Genomic DNA, 19,862 nt, shown 5'->3' with positions numbered 1-19,862 from the left:
GAATCCGGCGCTGCGCCCACGGTGCTAGAATCAGGGTTTGAGCCGGCCTTCGGAGAGTAGTTTGGAACAGCAGATTGCGCAAGACACGACGCCGATTTTCCAGCGTATCAAGGATTATCTGCTGGGCGAAATCGCCGCCGGGCGCTGGAAGGAGGGCGATGTGGTGCCGTCCGAGCAGGCCCTCGTACGCCAGTTCGGGGTCTCGCGCATGACCGTCAACCGCGCCGTGCGCGAGCTGACGGCCGAACAGGTGCTGACGCGCCGCCAGGGCTCGGGCACCTTTGTGGCGCCGCAGAAGTACCAGGCCACGCTGGTGGAAATCCGCAGCATCGCCGATGAAATCCGCGCCCGCGGCCACCGTCACCGCAGCAGCCTGCACCTGCTCGATAAGGCGCGCGCCAGCGAGCTGCTGGCGCTGCAGTTCGAGCTGGCGCCCGGCCAGCCGCTGTTTCATTCGGTGATCGTGCATTTCGAGAACGAGGTGCCGATCCAGGTCGAGGACCGCTGGGTCAATCCGGCTTGCGCGCCCGATTACCTGGCCCAGGATTTTGCGGCCATCACGCCCAACGAGCACCTGATGAAGGCCGCGCCCCTGCAAAGCGCCAGCTACAGCATCGAAGCCCTGCCCGCCCCGCGCGACATCGCCGCAATGCTGGCGATCGGGCCGCGCCAGTGTTGTCTGGTGCTCAAGCGCAAGACACACGCCCTTGGACAAATCGCGTCAGTGGTGACAATGTGGCATCCCGGCCAGCTGTATCAGTTCACCGGCAAGGTCGGCTGAGCAGGCCGAACCTCTCAGCAACAGCAGAAATACGACACTTTTGCCCGCACGATAGGCGAAGATTCCTTTTGGTAAATTCCCGGAGTCAAAAAATGGCTACTATGGAGGTAGCTTAACTCCTCTTCCGATGGCCCCGCCATGCCCTTTCCGACCTTGTTCACCCGCCCCCGTGACGCGTTGCGCTGGCTGCGCGCCTGCGCACTGCTGGCGGCGGCGCTGACGGGCGCCGACGCGCTGGCGCTGGAAAAAGTCGTGGTGCAGCTTAAGTGGCAGCACCAGTTCCAGTTCGCCGGCTATTACGCGGCCCAGGAACAGGGTTTTTACCGGGAGGCGGGGCTGGACGTGACGTTGCGCGAGGCCGAGCGCGGCGACGACGCGGTGTCGGCGGTAACCTCGGGCGCGGCCGAATATGGGGTGGCTAATTCCAATTTGCTGGTGGCGCGCGGGCGCGGCAAGCCGGTGGTGGTGCTGGCGTCGGTGTTCCAGCATTCGCCGGCGGTGCTGCTGGCGCGCGCCGGCGCCGACGGCCAGCCGGAGTTGCCGCCCACCGGCACGGTGATGATTTCGCCCAACAGCGTGGAGCTGCTGGTCTTTATGAAGAAGTTCGGGGCGCCGCTGGCCAACTATGCGCAGGTGCGGCACAGTTATAACGTGGGCGACCTGGCCAGCGGCCGGGTGGCTGCCATGTCGGCCTTCAGTACCGACCAGCCCTACCTGCTCGAACGCGAGCGCACCCGCTTTATCATGCTCACGCCGCGCTCGGCCGGCATCGATTTTTACGGCGACCTGTTGTTTACCAGCGAGACCGAACTGCGCGAGCATCCGGCGCGCGCGGCCGCCATGCGCGCGGCCACCCTGCGCGGCTGGAGCTATGCGCTGGCGCACCAGGCCGACATCGTGGACCTGATCCGGGCCCGCTATCCGCATCGCCTCAGCCGCGAGCACCTGCTGTACGAGGCGCGCGGCATTGTGCCGCTGATGGAGGCGGACATGCTCGAGCCAGGCTACAGCAATCCGGAGCGCTGGCGCGCCATCGCGGCCGCCTACGCCAGCCTTGGCCTGCTGCCGGCCGGGTTTTCGCTCGATGGCTTCCTGTACCAGGCACCGCGCACGCACGGAACGCCCGCTTACCTGGCCGCGCTGGCGCTGGCGGCGCTGCTGCTGGTGGCCGGGGTGGCCATGTGGCGCCTGCGGCGCATGGCGGCCACCCTGCGCACCGAACGCACCGTCCTCGCTGCCACGCGCGCGCAACTGGCCAGCAGCGAGAACCTGCTGCGCTTCGCGCTCGACGGCTCCGGCCATGGCACCTGGGAGTGGGTCCAGCACAGCGGCGAGCTGGTGTTGTCGGCGCGCTTCAAGGAGCTGCTGGGCTATGGGCCGGACGAATTCGCGCTCGATTTCAACGCCTGGCTGCTGCATGTGCACCCGGAAGACGTGGCGCGCCTCAAGGCCGATCTTTCGGCCTGCCTCAAGTCGCCCGCGAACGGCAGCAACGTGCTGGCGTGCGAATTTCGCATGCGCTGCAAGGATGGCCGCTGGAAGTGGATGCTCGGGCGCGGCATCGTGGTCGAACGCGATGCGAAGTCGCGCGCCCGCTGCGTGAGCGGCACCATGGCCGATATCGGCGACCGCAAGCAAGCCGAGGAGGCGCGCGTGCGCGCGGTGCTGGAAGCGTCGCCGGAAGCGATGCTGGTGCTCGACGCCGAGGGCCGCATCCGCCATGCCAACCATCTGTGCGCGAGCAGCTTCGGGTATGCGCTCGAGACCCTGATCGGCATGCCGGCCGAGCAGCTTGCCCCGGGCGTGCGCACGCCGGGCGCGCCGAACCAGGTGCTCACGGCGCAGCGGCGCGACGCCAGCCAGTTTCCGGCCGAAGTCAATCGCACGCCGATGCAGTTGCAGGGCCATACGCTGACCATCGTGTCGCTGCGCGACATCAGCGAGCGCCAGCGCGCCGAGCAGACGCTCAAGGCGCTGGCGGCGCGCCTGCACGAGATTTTGCAGATGATGCCGATCGGCCTGTATATCAAGGATACCGAGGGCCGCGTCACGCTCATGAACAGCGCCTGCGAGAGCCAGTTCGGCCTGACCCTGGCGCAGTTGAGCGGAGACGAACAGGGCACGGGCGGCATGCTGAGCGCGCGCGAACGCGAAGCCTTCGCAGGCGGCGTGATGCTCGACGATGTCGAGACGGTGTACAACGCGCGCCTGGGCCGCGAGCAGCATGTGCGCACCATCCGGAAACCGGTCAGCAATGAGCAGGGCCAGAGCGAGTACCTGATCGCGATGATGGTCGATATGAGCGCCAGCATCGGCAACGAGCAGCAGCTGCGCGAATTGAACGAGCACCTGGAAGAGCGCGTGCAGCAGCGCACCGCGCAGCTGGACCAGGCCAAGAAGGTGGCCGAGGAAGCGAGCATGGCCAAGGGCCAGTTCCTGGCCAATATGAGCCACGAAATCCGCACGCCCATGAATGGCGTGATCGGCATGGCCTACCTGGCGCTCAAGACCGACTTGAATCCGCGCCAGCGCGACTACATCGAAAAAATCCGCTTCGCCGGCGAGCACCTGCTGGGCATCATCGACGATATCCTCGACTTTTCCAAGATCGAGGCGGGCAAGCTGGAAGTGGAAATGGTCGCCTTTACGCTCGACCATGTGATCCAGACCCTGTCGACGGTGGTCGCGCCCAAGGCCGCCACCAAGGACCTGGCGCTGGTGTTCGAGCTCGATCCGGCGCTGCCGCCGGCGCTGCAGGGCGATCCGCTGCGCCTGGGCCAGGTGCTGATCAACTATACCCACAATGCGATCAAGTTTTCCGACAGCGGCAGCATCACGATCCGGATCGACAATATCGACGACCGCGCCGACGACTGCCTGCTGCGCTTCCAGGTGTGCGACAACGGCATCGGCCTCACGCCGGAGCAGACGGCCAAGCTGTTCCAGTCGTTCCAGCAGGCCGACACTTCGACCACGCGCGAGTACGGCGGCACCGGCCTGGGACTGGCGATCTGCAAGCAGCTGGCGCAGCTGATGGGGGGCGACGTCGGCGTCGAGAGCCATCCGGGCAGCGGCAGCTGCTTCTGGTTCACGGCGCGCGTGGGCAAGCTCGATCCGGCCGCCGTCGGCGCGCACGCCGGTACCGATGCCGCCACGGCCGGCGCGCGCGCGCCCGGCCAGGATGCGCTGCTGCGCGGCGCGCGCATCCTGCTGGTGGAGGACAATATCTTCAACCAGCAGATCGCCCTCGAAATGCTGGAGGAAGCCGGCTGCGTGGTGTGCCTGGCGCAGAACGGCCTGGAAGCGCTCGATCTGCTGGCCAAGGCCAGTTTCGACTGCGTGCTGATGGATGTGCAGATGCCGGTCATGGACGGCTTGCAGGCCACGCGCCTGATCCGCCTCGACCCGCGCCTGGCCGGCCTGCGCGTGCTGGCCATGACGGCCAACGCCACCAGCGCGGACCGCGAACGCTGCATGCAGGCCGGCATGGACGACTTCATCAGCAAACCGATCCAGCCTACGGTGCTGTGCGACGCGGTGGCGCGCTGGCTGCCGCCGCGCGTGCCGGCGGCGGTGGCGGCGCCGGCCGCGCCCTCCCAGCCCGGCTTTCGCACGGTGGCGGGCGACCCTGAGGTGATCGACCTGACGGTGCTGGCCAAGCTGCTCAGCTACAATCAGGACAAGGTGCGCAAGTTCGCCTTCAAGTTCCTGCAGACCACCCAGGCCGGTTTCGACGAGATGGAAGCGGCGCTGGCGGCCGGCGACATCCAGCGCGTGCGCGAGCTGGGCCACCGCATCAAGTCGTCGGCGCGCACGGTGGGGGCAATGGGCATGGGCGAGCTGTGCCTGCGCCTGGAAAACCTCGCCCATGGCAGCCCGGCCACCGAACGGGCCGAGGCCAGGGCCCTGGTTGCCCAGCTCTGGCCGCTGCTGGCGCGCATCACCGAGCAGATCATGCAGAACACGACATTTGCCAACGACGCCTAAAAAAACGCGCGCACCCCTGCCGTTCGGGGGCGATCTCCGGGATAATAGCCGGGCATGCGCCAGTTCGCGTGACGCCAATAACGACAATAACAGCCGCCAAAGACAACCATGGACGACCCCGCCAACAAGGCCCCGGCCCCACGCATCCGCGTGCTGCTGCTGGACGACGATCATTTTATGCTGGAACTGCTGACCGACATGCTGGCCGATATCGGCACCGCGGCCGGCGCCGCTGTCAGTTTCGAGGTGCGCGCCGAATCGGACGCCAAGCGTGCCCTGGCCAGCCTGGCGTCGGATGCGCCGGAGCTGCTGATCTGCGACCTGTCGATGCCGGACATGGATGGCATCGAATTCATGCAGGCGGCGGCTGCGGCCGGTTTCGGCGGCGGCGTGATGCTGCTCTCGGGCATGGACAGCGGCGTGCGCAAGGCGGCCGAGCGGCTGGCCAAGGCGCACGGACTGAACGTGCTGGGCGCCTTCAAGAAGCCGATCAGCGCCCAGGAACTGCAGGCGGCGCTGGCCCCGCTGGTGGCGTCGAACAGTCCGGGGCAAGAGAATTCGTACAATCTTTCTCCCCTTTCGGGAAAATAGGTTATTATTTCGGCTAAATCCCCGCCTGATACCCTCTGCCGCCCTTCCCTATATTGAATTTGCACACACCGTCACCACCATAGTGTTGCAAGATGAAAAAGGAAACTGGCTGGCGATACCGAAGGGGACTTCGAAAACCGTCGCGAGCGGCACAAGATATGTTCGAGAAGCGCAGCCGTACCAAGGTACGGCGAGCCTCGCAGAACGCATCGTGCGCCGCGCGGCAGGTGGTTCGAGGTTCCCCGAAGCAGGGTCGGCTTATCCCCCAGGCGTTATTGACCCCCTACCTCATTTAGAGGAAAACATGAGCGAAAATATTAAACACGTTAGCGATGCATCTTTTGAAGCGGATGTCCTCAAGTCGGACCGTCCGGTGCTGGTCGATTTCTGGGCCGAGTGGTGCGGTCCGTGCAAGGCCATCGCTCCGATCCTGGAAGAAGTCGCCAAGGAATACGAAGGCAAGCTGGTCATCGCCAAGATGGATGTGGACGCCAACCAGGGCATTCCGCCGAAGTTCGAGATCCGCGGCATTCCGACCCTGATTCTGTTCAAGAATGGCGTTGTAGCGGCCAAGAAAATCGGCATGGTGACGAAGGGTCAGTTGACCTCCTTCATCGACAGCAATATTTAAGACCAAGTACAACGTGACCGCAGCGCGCCCGCGCTGCCGTCTTGTCCGGCCGGGAAGCGAGTTGGCCTCGACTGATTTCTTCCCAGATGATTAACCCACGCAGTTCCCTCCCCTACCTTTACTTCCCGTCACGGGACTCAACTCATGCACTTATCTGAACTGAAGGCCATGCACGTCTCCGCTCTGTTGGAGATGGCGATTGGCCTCGATATCGACAACGCAGCCCGCCTGCGCAAACAAGAACTGATGTTCGCCATTCTCAAGAAGCGCGCGAAATCGGGCGAACAGATTTTTGGCGACGGCGCTCTCGAAGTGCTGCCGGACGGCTTCGGCTTCCTGCGCTCGCCCGATGCCAGCTACATGGCCTCGACCGACGATATCTATATCTCGCCTTCGCAGATCCGCCGCTTCAACCTGCATACGGGCGATTCGATCGAAGGCGAAGTGCGCACCCCGAAAGACGGCGAGCGCTATTTCGCGCTGGTCAAGGTCGACAAGGTCAATGGCGAATCTCCGGAAGCGAGCAAGCACCGCATTCTGTTCGAGAACCTGACCCCGCTGCACCCGAACGAGCCGCTGCGCCTCGAGCGCGAAATGAATGGCCAGGAAAACATCACCGGCCGCATCATCGACCTGATCGCCCCGATCGGCAAGGGCCAGCGCGGCCTGCTGGTGGCGTCCCCGAAATCGGGCAAGTCGGTCATCTTGCAGCACATCGCCCACGCGATCACGGCCAACCATCCGGACTGCACCCTGATCGTGCTGCTGATCGACGAACGTCCTGAAGAAGTGACCGAAATGCAGCGCTCGGTGCGCGGCGAAGTGGTTGCCTCGACCTTCGACGAACCAGCCACGCGCCACGTGCAAGTGGCCGAAATGGTGCTCGAAAAGGCCAAGCGCCTGGTCGAAATGAAAAAAGACGTGATCATCCTGCTCGACTCGATCACCCGCCTGGCGCGCGCCTACAACACCGTCATTCCTGCCTCGGGCAAGGTACTGACCGGTGGTGTGGATGCCAACGCGCTGCAGCGTCCGAAGCGTTTCTTCGGTGCGGCACGCAACATCGAAGAAGGCGGCTCGCTGACCATCATCGCCACCGCCCTGATCGAAACCGGTTCGCGTATGGATGACGTGATTTACGAGGAATTCAAGGGCACCGGCAACATGGAAGTCCACCTCGAGCGCCGTCTGGCCGAAAAGCGCGTCTACCCTGCGATCAACCTGAACAAATCCGGCACGCGCCGCGAAGAGTTGCTGATCAAGGCCGACCAGCTGCAGAAGATCTGGATCCTGCGCAAGCTGCTGTACTCGATGGACGAGATCGAAGCGATGGAGTTCATCCTCGACAAGATGAAGGCCACGAAGAACAATAATGAGTTCTTCGACATGATGCGCCGCGGCGGCTGACACCCCCGGCAGCATCGCGAAAGGACGGCTGCGGCCGTCCTTTTTTCGTTCTGGGCAACACCGAGACAACACCCGGGGCTGACCCCCAACGGAAAAACCGGAGCCTGATCCCGGCACTTTTTCGTGACTTGTCACGAAAAATCGCTGTATAATCGCCGGTTGCAGTATTTAACCCCTGGCAAGTGAGCGGCAATCGGGTCACGAGGCAAGACGACCGACGAAGTGCAGTTTGGCTACCAAACTAACCGAGGCAAGACCATGCGTAAAGATATCCATCCAGAATACCGCGACGTTGTATTCCACGACCTGTCGTGCGATTTCAAATTCGTTACCCGTTCGACCATCCAGACCCGCGAAAAAATCACCCACGAGGGCGCAGAATACCCACTGGTGAAGATCGAGGTGTCGGCTGAATCGCACCCGTTCTACACCGGCAAGCACAAAATCGTCGACACCGCTGGTCGCGTCGAGAAGTTCCGTCAGAAATTTGGCGCCGTCGGCTCCAAAACCGCAGTTGCAAACGGCTAAGTTTTTGCCATGCAGTCCTAAAAAGCAGCCCCGGCTGCTTTTTTTTCGTTGATACTACGTCCTCTCCCCATTCCCGATGCCCCCGTTATCGATGAAACCCGTCCGTCTTTCCGCCGCCGCCACCCTCGCCCTCCCGCGCTGGGCCCTGTTTGCGCTGGGCCTGCTGTACATCTTGCCCGGCCTGATCGGGCGTGCTGACTGGAAAGATGATGCTGGCAGTTTCGGCATCATGTGGACCATGGCCCACGGCGGCGCGAGCGACTGGCTGGTACCGAATATCGCCGGCATGCAGGTGCCCGACGACGGCCCCCTCGCCTTCTGGCTGGGCGCGCTGTGCATCAAGCTGTTCGGCGCTCTGATGGGCGACATGATGGCGGCGCGCATGTCGACCATCGGCATCTTTTTGGCCGGCACGGCCTCGGTCTGGTGGACCGCCTTCCACCTGGGGCGGCGCCAGGATGCCCAGCCGCTGCGGCTGGCCTTCGGCGGCCAGCCCGAGCCGGACGACTACGGCCGCACCCTGGCCGATACGGCCGCGCTGATCTACCTCGGCTGCCTGGGCCTCTTGATGTTCAGCCACGAAACCCTGGCCGTCACCCTGCAGGGCGGGCTGGTCGCCTATTTCCTGTACCGCGCGGTGCGCTACGTGGAAGCGCAGACGGTGCGCAATGCGGTCCTGATCGGTCTGTCGCTGGGCGCGCTGGTACTTACGCGCGGCCTGCTCACGCCGCTGACCTTGCTGCTGGCCCTGTTCCTGTGCACGCGTTTCCTGTCGGTGCCCTTGGTGCCAACCCTGCGCCACCTCGGCCTGGCGGTGCTGACGGCGGTGCTGATCTCGATGATCTGGGTGCTGCCGGCGATCCTGATGCAGCCGTACGGCTTGAATCCGGTGGCGGCCTGGCTGGGCTGGACCGGACGCCAGATGGGGCTGCCGAGCTGGGTCTCGATCAAGACCTTTTTCCGTGTCGGCATCTGGTTCTTCTGGCCGGCCTGGCCGTTCGCCGGCTGGGCCATTTACGCCTGGCGCCGCCAGGACCATCTGCTGCACATCGTGCTGCCGCTGTTTTTCGTCGGCGCGCTCACCCTGCTGATCCTGTGCGATCCGCTGCCGGAAAACGGCGACCTGCTCAAGCTGCTGCCGCCGCTGGCCATCATGGCCGCGTTCGGGCTGCCGACCATGAAACGCGGCGCCATCAATGCCATCGACTGGTTCTCGGTGATGGTGCTGACCATGCTGGGCGCGATCGTCTGGCTGTTCTGGATCGCCAAGCTGACCGGCTGGCCCGCGCAGCTGGCCAAGAATGTGCTCAAGCTGCTGCCGGGCTTCCGGCCCGAAGTCGGTGTGCTGGCGTTCGTGGTGGCGCTTGGGGCCACCATCGGCTGGATCGCGCTGGTCCACTGGCGCATCTCGCGCCAGCCGGCGGTGCTGTGGCGCGCCGTGGTGCTGTCGTCGGGCGGGCTGATCTTGCTGTGGGTGCTGCTCATGACGCTGTTCCTGCCGGACTTCAATTACAGCAAGAGCTACGCCAGCGTGGCGCGCCAGATCGCCGGCTCGCTGCCGCCGGGTTCGGGCTGCATCAATTCCAACGTGGGCGCACCGCAGCGTGCTTCGCTGGCGTTTTACGGCAAGCTGCCGTTCGATCAAATCGGATCGGCCAAGTGCGATCTGATCCTGCTGCAGGACAGCGTGAAAGTGCACGACGAACGCGAACTGGCCAAGCCGCCGCCGGGTGCCGAGTGGCGCCTGCTGTGGGAAGGCCGGCGCGCGGCCGACCGCGACGAGCGCTTCCGCCTGTATCAGCGCGCGCCCTGAACGGCACGCGTCGTTCGGCGCCCTGGCGTAGTGAGTACGCGCTTACCCGGTGCAGCGCCGCATCAGCCACTCGACCGGCCCAAGCGCGAAGCGGCGGCGCCACAGGTGCGCGCACAGCACCGCCCAAGCCGAGAACAGCAGCGCGCTGCTCACCGCAAAGGCGAGCGTGCGGCCATTGAGCAGGTCAAGCGCTTCGAGCACGCCCATGCCGATGACGATGTGGGCGATGTAGAGCGTGAGCGCGAGCTGGCCGCTATGCACCAGGGGCGTCAGCAGCCACGCGCCGGGCCAGCGCTGGCCGATCCAGACGCAGGCGGCGATCACCGCCATGGCGTCGCCGGCGGCGGCGATCCAGTACAGCGGCATCGGCGGCAGCGGGCCGGATGACCACAGGTGCGACCAGATGCCCGTTCCCGGCGGGGCAAGCGATTGGCCAATCAACATGGTCGATTCGGCTGCGATGGCCATCACAAGGCCGGTCATGAAGACCCGGTAAAGCACGGCGGTCGATTGCATGTCGACGCGGCCGACGGCCATTCCCAGCAACAGGAAGCCGGCCCACGGGAACACCGGGTGAAAGCCGTTGAAGAACAGGTTGCGAACGAAGCCGGCGGGCGTCCAGAAGCCGGTGTAGGCCAGTGTCTCCCAGTTCCAGCCGGTGCCGTAGTCGAGGTTCGTGGCCAGCAGAACAAAGCCGGCCACCATGGCAGCGGCGACGGCGAGCACGGCGCCGGTGCGCCATGACAGCGCGGCCGCGCCGATGACCATGTAGGCGCCGTAGTAATGGAGGATGTCGGCGGGCCAGACCTGCACGTACAGCAGGCCGGCGACGAACAGGAAGGCGGCGCGTTTCAGGATGCCGGCGCGGGCGGCGCGCAGCGCGCAAGCATCGCCCGACTGGCGCGCGCGCTGCGAGACCAGCGACAGGCCGACGCCTGCCAGGACCACGAAGATGGCGGAAGCGCGTCCGTCGAGCGCATCGAAGAGCGCCAGCCACCACGAGGCATCGGTCGCGCCGGCATGCATCACGACCTTGAAATTGACGACCACCATGCCGATGACGGCAAGGGCCCGGGCCAGGTCGAGACCGACGATACGCTGTTTCATGGATGGCTACATTGGAAAAATCACAATGTAGCATGCTGATTGGCGCTTGTTGAAAATGGGGTTTCGATCAGCAACGCTTATGCATCGTCGTATTTTCCAGGCGCCGCCGTGCCGACCGGCCGGATGCGGGCCGTACGAACCGGCCATCGGAGCCCTCTCGGTTGATCAATCGTACTCCGCGAGTTCCGGAACAAAGGATAGCGGCGTATGTCAAAAAGGAGGGCAACGGCGCCATACAACACGATTGCACATTCAACAGGACTAACCTATATTTTATATAGGTCAGCAAGCACATGAATGTTAAGAGAACTCAACTATCAATGGCGCAGCTTGGAGCCCTGATACATGAGCAGTCCAAGGATACGTCAAAGCTATTCTTCACGGAGCATGTGGAAGAACAAATGCGCTCCAGGAGAATCACGAAAGCCTGCGTCCTTGACACCTGGAGAACGGGACGGATCAAGCGAACTCCCGAACCTAATGCGATGAAGGGTTCGGTCGAATGCAAAATGGAGAATTTTAGTGCCGGATACCGGGTGGCTGTCATCGTCGCGGTCAGAGATGATCCGGGATTGATCATCGTCACTGCGATGCACGCATAGGAGAAAAACATGTTTCACTTTACCGACGGAGGCTTGCGCAACGTATGGCTCAAAAACGGCTACGTCGAGAAAGAAACGCCGTACGGGAAAACCGTCTCGTATCACGACCTCGATGGGCTCATCCGGACCATCTGCCTCGCGCTGGCACATAAGCCCGGCAAACTCACAGGTGCCGAGTTCCGTTATCTGCGCAGCGCGTTACTGCTTTCACAAAAATCGTTGGGCAAGTTACTTGGCTGCACAGAACAATCCATCGCGAAGTGGGAAAAGCAAGGACGTATTCCAAAAGCCGAAGATTTCCTGATACGGCTCATCTACCTCCAACAACACACTGTAAATGACAAAGCGGCGACTGCCGTGGACACGCTCAATGCAATTGACCGCGTTAGCAATATCCGGATCATCGTTTCGGAGACCGACCACAATTGGACATGGGAGCTCGCTGCAGAGGGCAACGAACAATTGCTTGAGCCAGCTTAACTTCCGTCGCTGTGCTTCCCCGGCCGTATAGTGCACTAGACCTTCATCGGCAGGATCACCATCTGCAAGCCTTCCAGGTGCAGGCGGCGCTGCACCGCCAGCGCGGCCTGGTTGTGCAGCAGGCGGGTGAACCAGTTATCGGTCGCAAAAATCAGTTTGCTGGTGAAGAAAATCGAACTCGGATACTCGCGGTTGATCTCTTCGCACTGCCGGGTCACTTCATCGACAGCGTCGGTGCCGAAGCTGATATACGACGACGCGGCCATGCCGTGGCTCTGGCAGAAATCGACAAAATATTCGAGCGTATCGGCCGCCTCCTCGCGCATTTTTTCAAGTGCGCCGATGCCGCCGTAAGCATGCGAATCGACCGTGCGCGCGTTCACGAACAGGAAGTTCTTGAAGTGGCCGGGGAACATGCGCAGCACCCACAGCAAGGCATGCAAGCCGCCGCCGCGCGAGGAACCAACAATGAACACGGCGGTCTGGTCATCCGCCTTCGGCTCCACCGGTTCGGTCACGGGCCCGAAGGGCTGGTTGGCGAACACTTCGTCGACCGAGTGGATCGCGGCCTTGGTTTCGCGGTAGTGGTTGCGGATGGTGACGCACAGCGCGGCGATGGCGGCGATGATGACGATGGTCGCCCAGCCGCCTTCAGTGAAGCGCTCGTACAAAAGGATCGCCAGGATGGCGGCGCAGATGACGAAGCCGGTCAGCGAGAGCAGGAAGCGGCGTACCCAGATCTGGCCTTCGTTCTTGCGGCTCTGCCACCAGTAGCGGCACAAGCCGAACAGCGAAATGGCGAAGGTGAGGAATACGGAAATCGAATACAGCACCACCAGCAGGGTCACCTTCCCTTCGGTCCAGAACAGGATCGCCAGCGCGGCGATGCCCATCACGAGGATGCCGTTCTGCGTCACCAGGCGCGTCGAGAGGTAGCGGAATTTGTGCGGAACCCAGGAGTCGGCGGCCATGTTCGACAACACCGACGGGCCGCCCAGAAAACCGGTATTGGCGGCCACGAACAGCAGTCCGGCCTCGAACGCGAGCACGATCACCAGCAGGATCTGGTTGAGCAGCGGGCCGCCCAGGCCCATGCTGTCGATGATGGCCTTGAAGGTCGATGCGTTGAGGGTCTGGCCGGCCACGTGCTTGGCGTCCCACAGCAGGTACAGGAGGATGATGCCGGAAGCGGTGAAGGCCAGCGACAGCGCCATGTACAGCATCGTCATCTTCCCGGTGCGCACGCGCGGTTCGGCCAGCAGGTTGACGTTGTTCGACACCGCTTCGAGGCCGGTGTAGGTGCCGCCGCCCTGCGAGTAGGCCAGCAGCAGCATGCCCGCCACGCCGGTCCAGCCGATGCTGCTGGCCAGTTCGCGCGTTTCGATCATGGTGGTGGGGATCAGCTGCGGCAGGTAGGACGCATGCGCGACGATGCCGTACACGATCAGCACCAGGTGCGTGGCCACGAAGCCGAGGAAGATCGGCAGCAGGATCTGGATCGCTTCCTTCAGGCCGCGCAGGTTCATCACGATCAAAAGGCCAATGAAAAACGCTTCGGCCCAGAGTTTATACGGCTGGAAGCCGAGCGGCAGGAACGAGGCCAGGGCGTCGACGCCGGACGCGATCGAAATGGCGATGGTGAGCACGTAGTCGAGGATCAGCGCGCAGCCCGAGACCAGTCCCATATACGGGCCGACCAGCTTGGTGGCGACGCGGTAGCCGCCGCCCCCCGTGGGGAACAGTTCGATGACCTGGTTATACGCCAGCGCGATGACGAACACGGTGACGGCGGTGGCCAGCACCAGGTACAGGCCGAGGTGGGTATGGCCACCAAGCGCACGAAAGGTTTCTTCCGGGCCGTAGGCGGAGGACGAGAGGCCGTCCGCGCCGAGTCCGACCCAGGCCAGAAAGGCGACCAGCGCCATCGAGTGGCGGGTTTCGCTTTTCATCGGGTCGAGCGCTTTGCCGAGTATGAGTTCGCGGATCTTCTTGTTATTCATCGTGCGCGCGGCCCGTACGGACGGCGTCGTAGCCCAAGGTAGACGAGATCATACGCCGTTCGCCGGGCTGGTGTCATGACAGCCGGCTGCGCAAAACGCGAAAGAGTTGCCTGAACCGGGCAAATCAGCCATAATGCGGGTCGCGTTGCCGGGATGGCGGAATAGGTAGACGCACGGGACTCAAAATCCCGCGCTGGAAACAGCGTGCCGGTTCGATTCCGGCTCCCGGCACCACTGAATTGACGCGCTTACGCGCATCCAGACTCTCCGGCCAGTTGCCTCGCATTGGCCTTGCTTCAAAAATCCCCCACATCTTCCATACGCCCCGACGCTACCAGCCTCGCCTGTCTGTCAGATCGCGCATGCTGTTTACGTCCCGCACCTCATCCGCATCCAGCCAGTAACGCCACACCGTCGCAGCGCGGTTCGACGACCTGTCTTGCGCCGTGCACACGCCATCGCGCATCGGATATTTACAACACATTGCAGGAAAATATTGAAATTCGGCAATAAGTAATGGAAAATTGCAACCACGCAAAAGTTATTTCTCGTAGTAATTTATATTCGATAACATTTAAGGTGAGTATGTTTTCCAAATTTATCAACACTGCTGCAGTTACCACATTCTTCCTGTTGACCGGCTGCGCCACGCCGACCAAGATGCCGTTCTCGGGTACCGACAATGCGGCGGTCAACGCTGACAAATCCGTCTACCTGATGACTGCCACCATCAAGAATATCCACCGCACGTCCCATCAGCCAAAGGCGATCGCACTGCACGTGGAAAAGGGGGAAGCGAAGGAAAGCGCCGACCGGATTAACTACACGATGGATGCCCTGGCAAAAGCCGAGACCGATACCCCAGCAGGCAGCACTTACTATCTGCGCATGGAATTGGACAAAGGCGAGTACGTCATTCGCGGCATTACGGGCATGTCCAGCTCCTTCCCTATCCACGGCATGTTTTTCACGCCGATTCATGCCAGGCTGGTTCCGACCACACCCGGGATTTTCTACCTCGGACACGTCGAGGCCGTTGCCCGCAAGCGCAACGAAAACGAATTCAAGGCCGGCCCTTCGATTCCCCTGATCGACCAGGCGATTGCAGGCGCATCCACATCGACGTTCGACATTACGATTTCCGACCAGTGGAGCACCGACGAAGCGAGTTTCAAATCGCGCTTCCCGGTACTGAACGGCACCACGATTCAAAAGTCGATCTTGCCTGCGTTTGATCGCGAGTTCGCCCAACAGTGGTGGGTGGCGCATTAATTCACGCGCATGAGGCATGCAGAGGCCGATATTGCGGCGATCAGCGCGCAGTAGCCGGATGCCTGCGCTGCACATGCCAAAGCCGGATCCCTGAAAAGGGTTCCGGCTTTATTTTTGGGAGCGAGACCGGCGGCAATGCGATAGCGCTCGCCTCCCGCCCATCACCAGCGCCAGCGCCAGCCCGGCGCGGGACCAACCTGGCTTTCTCCGTCCAGCATCGCCGGCGCTTGCCCAGCTTTCCGCCCGCCTGCTGGCGGCATTCCATTCCGCCCGACTGCTCGACCTGCTCGATATCTTCAAGGACCCGTCGCTGTTTCAATCGACAAAATCCTTCAACGCCAGCGGCGTCACGACACCCAATTCGACCGACTTTGCACTGACGGTCGGTGCGATCTGCGTGGTCAGCAGCACCACATCCTACCCCTCGCCCGATGGCAGCCAATGCCCCTCGTCCGCACAGGCGTCTGCTGCCCGACCGACGTTTCGTCCGTGCTTCTCCGCCACTCTGCCTGTCCAGCGCGCTGACCTGAAAAGGCAGCGCTCTTTTTTGGGGGAACCGCTCCCGCTTGTATCACCGCTGCGTCCACCAGCTTTGATCTTTAGCCAGTCGAAGCGCTTGAAATCCGGACCTTGAATTTTTTGACAACCATCAAAGCCGGCCAGGTCGCCCTCGATAAACTCTCTTCTCATCTGCTCATCTGTCACTGCATTTCAGGCCATAACAATAACAACAACCGCGAGGCCGTATGTCCCCGACCACCACACTATTCGCCATCTGCGCGCTGTCGCTCGGATGCGGGCTCAGCGCAAGCGCCAGCCAAACAACCCCGCAAGACGCGCCCGACAAGCTCGGTAACGCCGGACGGATGCTCGCCTCCGATACCGACAGCGGCGTCGTCACCAGCCAGGCTGTCACCGTTGCCGGCCACGATTTTTGCCAGTACTTCATCGCCGCATGGCGCGAAAAAGAAGGCAGCGAACGGTTCACCCTTGCCATCGTCGAACGTCCGTCGGCACGCCGTGGCAGCGAAGTGCGGATCGACTTCGCCCAGCGCCGCGTGTTCGAAACGCGCCTGCCGACCGCCCGGGGGGCCATCAAATCGCTCAGCGAAGACGCCGCCGAAAGAACCTACCAGGCGGTGTTGCAAGCCGATGCCGAGCGCCAAAGCATCATCGACGCCGACCTCGCGGCCGACGAATTCTGAGTCTGTTCAACGCTGTCTCTGTCAACTCCATCAAAGTAAGGAAATCAGCCATGCCACTCCATTCCCTCACCCGCGCGGCAGCGCTGTGCCTGGTCGTACTGGCGAACGCCGCCACCGCGACTGAACTCGTGTATTTGCCCATCAACCCGTCGTTCGGCGGCTACCCGGCCAACGGCCCAGGGCTGCTGGCAAGCGCGACGGCTACCACCAAGCACAAGGAGGACAAGGGCCTCGGTGGCTCTTCTTTCTTCGACCAGTCGCCGCTGGCACAGTTCAATCAAACTCTCGAACGCACTGTGTTAAGTCAACTCGCCTCGGCCGCCACCTCCAAACTGCAGGGGCCGGACGGCAAGCTGGTGCCAGGAACTTTCTCCACCGCCAACTTCACCATCACTGTCGTCGACCTCGGTGGCGGCATGCTGCGCATCACAACGACCGACCGGAGCACCGGCGCCACCACCACCTTCGAGGTGGCACAATGAACGCCCTGCGCTGGGCGATTGCCGCCACGGCCGGGGCCAGCCTGATCGCGGGCTGCAGCTTTCGCCATCCGCCCTCGGCGGTCACGGCCGCCGCGCAACTGGCGCCCATCACGCCGGTCACGCGCGACCTGCTCAACCTGCCCGCTCCAAAAGGCAAGGTAGCCGTGGCCGTGTACGGCGTCCGCGACCAGACCGGGCAATACAAGCCATCCCCGGACAGCTCGTTTTCCACCGTGGTCACGCAGGGCGCCTCGTCGATGCTGGTCAAGGCGCTCAAGGAGTCGGGCTGGTTCATCCCGGTCGAGCGCGAAAACCTGCAGAACCTGCTCACCGAACGCAAGATCATGCGGGCGCTGGAAATGCCGCAACCGGCCGGCACGCCGCTGGTGCAGATTCCATCGCTGGTGGCCGCGTCGGTGCTCATCGAGGGCGGCATCGTTGCGTACGAAAGCAATGTGCGCACTGGCGGCGCTGGCGCGCGCTTCCTGGGCATTGGCCTGAGCACGCAATACCGGGTCGACCAGGTCACGGTCAATCTGCGCACCATCGATATTCGCGGTGGGCAGGTCTTGCATAGCGTCTCGACCAGCAAGACGGTCTACTCGTATGAGATCCATCCCAGCGTGTTCAAGTTCGTGAACGTGAAGGATTTGCTCGAACTCGAAGGCGGCATGACGCGTAACGAGCCGACCCAGCTGTGCGTCGGCGAAGCGATCGAGGCCGGCGTTGCCCACCTGATCGTACAGGGTTTGAAGGATGGCAGCTGGGCCTTGAAGGATGAGGCGCACTGGTCCAATCCGGTGCTCCAGCGTTACCTGGACGAGCGCGACACCATGTATCGGCCCAAGCAGTCCGGCACCATCACCGCTGGCCGGCGCGCTCCCGCCAAGGCAAGGAGTGAGCGATGAATCCCTTCCTGCCATCGATGCTGCGCGCCGGCATCGCCGCGAAGGGAGCGCGCAGCTTAGCCAATATGGCAGCGGCAAGACTGCCACGCTGATTCACCATGAAAGTCGCTGATCCATTTACTCGTTCACTCATCGGGGTCGCTCAATCGCGCCAGACCCGGTCACGACAATCCACGGAGGCACTCCATGAAATCCCCTTTATCGGCGATGGCACTCGCCCTCACGGTTGCGTTCCCGGGCTCCACAGCCTGGGCCGCAAACGATATCGTCGGCCCGGACATGCGCGCCGCGCTCGCCCAGCGTGGCGATGTCAACAGCGCCAGCATCGGGCAAACCGAATCGACAGGGGCCATTGGCCAGATGGAGCAAGCCGGCAACCACAATACTGGCTTTATCGACCAGGACCGGGTCCAGGCTTCCATGGCGCATGCCGAGCAGCGCGGCGCCGGCAATCTGGCCAATCTCCGGCAGCGGCATGTCGACGACTTCCATGCCGTCGCCCAGCAGCTCGGCACCAACAACATGATCGCGCTCGCCCAGCTTCTGTCGGCTGTCGAAGGCGCGATCCTGCAGCAGGAAGGCGACGCGAATTCGCTTGCGCTCGTGCAGGAGAATGTGCTCCTTGCGCCGGCCGGCGTCCACCAAATCGGCAACGCGAACATGGCGACGGCAACGCAACGGGACGGCATGTCCACCGCCTCGTCGATTGCACAGACAGGCAGCGGCAATCAGGCAATCAGCGATCAGTTGGGCAGCCATAACGCGAGCGCCATCATTCAACTCGGGAACAATAACGCGGCGACCCTGGCGCAAGGCCTGCACTTGAGCGACTCCCTGATCACGCAAACCGGCAACGGCAACCGGGTGACGGTGACGCAAACCGGGACCGCCTCGGCGGGCGCGCCCAACACGGCGGTTGTCACGCAGACCGGCACGGATGCGGCGGCGCACGTGCTACAGACCGGCAGCGCCAACCAGGCCTGTATCTATCAGCATTAAAGCTGACCGGCGGCGCCGGCCCGCGCGGTGATTGCCGCATGCCGGTATTCAGTTTATCGGGGTCGCTGAATCGAACCTGACCTGACCCCATTCATCTACGGAGACTATCATGAAACATCCTTTATCGGCACTGGCAAGCGCACTGGCATTGGCGTTTGCCACCATCTCGGCCCAGGCCGCGGACAATACCGTCAGCGCCTCGCAAAAAGGCAACGGCAACAGCGCCTATGCGGAGCAGCTTGATGCAAAAGGGGCGAAGGCGACGATTTCCCAAGTCGGCGACAACAACAAGGTGGGCGACTCCAAAAATCCAGGCATCTTCCAGAAGAAGAGCCAGGATGTCGAGGCTCAGATTTCTCAAAAAGGAAACGAGAACAGCGCCGCCATCCGCCAGGAAAATTCATCCCAGTCGACCGCCCTGGTATCGCAGAGCGGCGAGCAAAATGCCGGCACGATTCGGCAAGACAATGATAAGAAGAGCAAAGCCTCGCTGTCCCAGGAAGGCAAAAAGAACGCTGCCACGCTCGAGCAGCAAAACGTTTCCGATTCCCAGCTGACTGCGAAGCAGAGCGGCTCCGACAACAAGATTGCAGTCAAACAGCTCGATTCCGGCCACGGAATTGCCAATATCGACCAGAACGGCTCGCAGAACAGCGCGGTTGCCACCCAGACCAAGGTGAATTTCAGCGAAGTCAACATCAAGCAGAGCGGCAACTCGAATACTGCCAAGGCAATCCAGAAAGACGCTCAGCAGGTTGGCTCCACAATTGCCCAGAGTGGTTCGGACAACAATGCACTCACCGAGCAGTCGGGCAAGAAAAACGTCAGTGCCATCAACCAGAAAGGCAACAAAAACCTGACGACCCTGACGCAAGCCGGCGTCGGCAGCGAATCGCTGGTCTCGCAGAACGGTTACGACAACAAGGCACAGGTCAATCAGTTCGGCACCGGCGGCAAAATCAATTCCTCGTCGATCGCGCAGACCGGCAACAGCTATAGCGCCAACGTCACGCAACATGGCAGCGGTAATGTGGTCGGCATCGTCCAACACTAGCCAATGATCCACCCG

Annotated in this window: 17 protein-coding genes and 1 tRNA gene; 16 read left to right on the top strand and 2 right to left on the bottom strand. The window is 62.6% G+C overall.

Features of this window, described 5'->3' with window-relative positions:
- Positions 1-61 precede the first annotated feature (61 nt).
- The 7 genes from hutC (at position 62) to RBA40_RS05075 (ending at position 9,738) form a co-directional block, all read left to right on the top strand.
- Positions 62-781 (top strand): histidine utilization transcriptional repressor HutC, encoded by a 720-nt coding sequence (gene hutC, locus RBA40_RS05105; protein ID WP_306646491.1) that lies wholly within the window; start codon positions 62-64, stop codon positions 779-781.
- Positions 782-919: 138 nt separating this feature from the next.
- Entirely contained in the window at positions 920-4,768 is a 3,849-nt protein-coding gene (locus RBA40_RS05100) for an ABC transporter substrate-binding protein (protein WP_306646490.1), read from the top strand.
- Between the two features lie 108 nt (positions 4,769-4,876).
- Positions 4,877-5,359 (top strand): response regulator, encoded by a 483-nt coding sequence (locus RBA40_RS05095; protein ID WP_306646488.1) that lies wholly within the window; start codon positions 4,877-4,879, stop codon positions 5,357-5,359.
- Positions 5,360-5,663: 304 nt separating this feature from the next.
- Positions 5,664-5,990: a thioredoxin TrxA gene (gene trxA / locus RBA40_RS05090; protein WP_099875075.1), complete on the top strand. Its 327-nt coding sequence runs from the start codon at positions 5,664-5,666 to the stop codon at positions 5,988-5,990.
- A 144-nt stretch (positions 5,991-6,134) separates the two neighbouring features.
- Positions 6,135-7,397 carry a transcription termination factor Rho gene (rho, locus tag RBA40_RS05085; protein ID WP_054268339.1) on the top strand — a complete coding sequence of 421 codons (1,263 nt, stop codon included), beginning with the start codon at positions 6,135-6,137 and terminating at the stop codon, positions 7,395-7,397.
- A gap of 258 nt (positions 7,398-7,655) precedes the next feature.
- Positions 7,656-7,925, top strand: coding sequence for a type B 50S ribosomal protein L31 (locus tag RBA40_RS05080; protein ID WP_054268338.1), 270 nt, complete (start codon positions 7,656-7,658; stop codon positions 7,923-7,925).
- 91 nt (positions 7,926-8,016) lie between these two features.
- Complete coding sequence (locus RBA40_RS05075) at positions 8,017-9,738, top strand: ArnT family glycosyltransferase (RefSeq protein WP_306646486.1); 1,722 nt, start codon at positions 8,017-8,019, stop codon at positions 9,736-9,738.
- 42 nt (positions 9,739-9,780) lie between these two features.
- Here the strand turns inward: RBA40_RS05075 and RBA40_RS05070 are convergent, their stop codons facing one another.
- Positions 9,781-10,845: a DUF418 domain-containing protein gene (locus RBA40_RS05070; RefSeq protein WP_306646485.1), complete on the bottom strand. Its 1,065-nt coding sequence runs from the start codon at positions 10,843-10,845 to the stop codon at positions 9,781-9,783.
- Between the two features lie 293 nt (positions 10,846-11,138).
- Here RBA40_RS05070 and RBA40_RS33515 point away from each other — a divergent pair, with 293 nt between their 5' ends.
- Both RBA40_RS33515 and RBA40_RS05065 read left to right on the top strand, forming a co-directional pair.
- The gene (locus RBA40_RS33515; protein ID WP_374710453.1) at positions 11,139-11,447 is read left to right on the top strand and encodes a DUF4258 domain-containing protein; all 309 of its coding nucleotides are present in this window, start codon (positions 11,139-11,141) and stop codon (positions 11,445-11,447) included.
- Between the two features lie 9 nt (positions 11,448-11,456).
- A complete protein-coding gene (locus tag RBA40_RS05065; RefSeq protein WP_306646483.1) occupies positions 11,457-11,927 on the top strand; it encodes a helix-turn-helix domain-containing protein in 471 nt (156 codons plus the stop codon).
- 35 nt (positions 11,928-11,962) lie between these two features.
- Here the strand turns inward: RBA40_RS05065 and RBA40_RS05060 are convergent, their stop codons facing one another.
- Positions 11,963-13,927 (bottom strand): APC family permease, encoded by a 1,965-nt coding sequence (locus tag RBA40_RS05060; RefSeq protein WP_306646482.1) that lies wholly within the window; start codon positions 13,925-13,927, stop codon positions 11,963-11,965.
- A 147-nt stretch (positions 13,928-14,074) separates the two neighbouring features.
- On the opposite strand from RBA40_RS05060, the gene RBA40_RS05055 reads away from it, so the two are divergent.
- From RBA40_RS05055 to RBA40_RS05025, 7 genes are all read left to right on the top strand, one after another.
- Positions 14,075-14,161: transfer RNA gene (locus RBA40_RS05055), tRNA-Leu, on the top strand.
- A 282-nt stretch (positions 14,162-14,443) separates the two neighbouring features.
- Positions 14,444-15,199 (top strand): hypothetical protein, encoded by a 756-nt coding sequence (locus RBA40_RS05050; protein ID WP_306646480.1) that lies wholly within the window; start codon positions 14,444-14,446, stop codon positions 15,197-15,199.
- Between the two features lie 746 nt (positions 15,200-15,945).
- Complete coding sequence (locus RBA40_RS05045) at positions 15,946-16,404, top strand: CsgE family curli-type amyloid fiber assembly protein (RefSeq protein WP_306646479.1); 459 nt, start codon at positions 15,946-15,948, stop codon at positions 16,402-16,404.
- A 50-nt stretch (positions 16,405-16,454) separates the two neighbouring features.
- Complete coding sequence (locus RBA40_RS05040) at positions 16,455-16,886, top strand: curli assembly protein CsgF (RefSeq protein ID WP_306646477.1); 432 nt, start codon at positions 16,455-16,457, stop codon at positions 16,884-16,886.
- Positions 16,883-17,794 (top strand): CsgG/HfaB family protein, encoded by a 912-nt coding sequence (locus RBA40_RS05035; RefSeq protein WP_306646476.1) that lies wholly within the window; start codon positions 16,883-16,885, stop codon positions 17,792-17,794. Before RBA40_RS05040 ends, RBA40_RS05035 begins: the two co-directional genes overlap by 4 nt.
- 186 nt (positions 17,795-17,980) lie before the next feature.
- A complete protein-coding gene (locus RBA40_RS05030; RefSeq protein WP_306646474.1) occupies positions 17,981-18,793 on the top strand; it encodes a hypothetical protein in 813 nt (270 codons plus the stop codon).
- Between the two features lie 148 nt (positions 18,794-18,941).
- Complete coding sequence (locus RBA40_RS05025; protein WP_306646472.1) at positions 18,942-19,847, top strand: hypothetical protein; 906 nt, start codon at positions 18,942-18,944, stop codon at positions 19,845-19,847.
- Positions 19,848-19,862: the final 15 nt, after the last annotated feature.

Source organism: Massilia pseudoviolaceinigra, assembly GCF_030846505.1.
Lineage (GTDB): Bacteria > Pseudomonadota > Gammaproteobacteria > Burkholderiales > Burkholderiaceae_D > Telluria_A > Telluria_A violaceinigra.
This window is presented reverse-complemented; position numbering and strand designations above follow the sequence as displayed.

What these genes read in the sequence shown, in the direction of transcription:
- RBA40_RS05100 (WP_306646490.1), top strand. Translation starts at nt 920, where the DNA reads ATGCCCTTTCCGACCTTGTTCACCCGCCCCCGTGACGCGTTGCGCTGG.
- RBA40_RS05095 (WP_306646488.1), top strand. Translation starts at nt 4,877, where the DNA reads ATGGACGACCCCGCCAACAAGGCCCCGGCCCCACGCATCCGCGTGCTG.
- trxA (WP_099875075.1), top strand. Translation starts at nt 5,664, where the DNA reads ATGAGCGAAAATATTAAACACGTTAGCGATGCATCTTTTGAAGCGGAT.
- rho (WP_054268339.1), top strand. Translation starts at nt 6,135, where the DNA reads ATGCACTTATCTGAACTGAAGGCCATGCACGTCTCCGCTCTGTTGGAG.
- RBA40_RS05080 (WP_054268338.1), top strand. Translation starts at nt 7,656, where the DNA reads ATGCGTAAAGATATCCATCCAGAATACCGCGACGTTGTATTCCACGAC.
- RBA40_RS05075 (WP_306646486.1), top strand. Translation starts at nt 8,017, where the DNA reads ATGAAACCCGTCCGTCTTTCCGCCGCCGCCACCCTCGCCCTCCCGCGC.
- RBA40_RS05070 (WP_306646485.1), bottom strand. Translation starts at nt 10,845, where the DNA reads ATGAAACAGCGTATCGTCGGTCTCGACCTGGCCCGGGCCCTTGCCGTC.
- RBA40_RS33515 (WP_374710453.1), top strand. Translation starts at nt 11,139, where the DNA reads ATGAATGTTAAGAGAACTCAACTATCAATGGCGCAGCTTGGAGCCCTG.
- RBA40_RS05065 (WP_306646483.1), top strand. Translation starts at nt 11,457, where the DNA reads ATGTTTCACTTTACCGACGGAGGCTTGCGCAACGTATGGCTCAAAAAC.
- RBA40_RS05060 (WP_306646482.1), bottom strand. Translation starts at nt 13,927, where the DNA reads ATGAATAACAAGAAGATCCGCGAACTCATACTCGGCAAAGCGCTCGAC.
- RBA40_RS05050 (WP_306646480.1), top strand. Translation starts at nt 14,444, where the DNA reads ATGGAAAATTGCAACCACGCAAAAGTTATTTCTCGTAGTAATTTATAT.
- RBA40_RS05045 (WP_306646479.1), top strand. Translation starts at nt 15,946, where the DNA reads ATGTCCCCGACCACCACACTATTCGCCATCTGCGCGCTGTCGCTCGGA.
- RBA40_RS05040 (WP_306646477.1), top strand. Translation starts at nt 16,455, where the DNA reads ATGCCACTCCATTCCCTCACCCGCGCGGCAGCGCTGTGCCTGGTCGTA.
- RBA40_RS05035 (WP_306646476.1), top strand. Translation starts at nt 16,883, where the DNA reads ATGAACGCCCTGCGCTGGGCGATTGCCGCCACGGCCGGGGCCAGCCTG.
- RBA40_RS05030 (WP_306646474.1), top strand. Translation starts at nt 17,981, where the DNA reads ATGAAATCCCCTTTATCGGCGATGGCACTCGCCCTCACGGTTGCGTTC.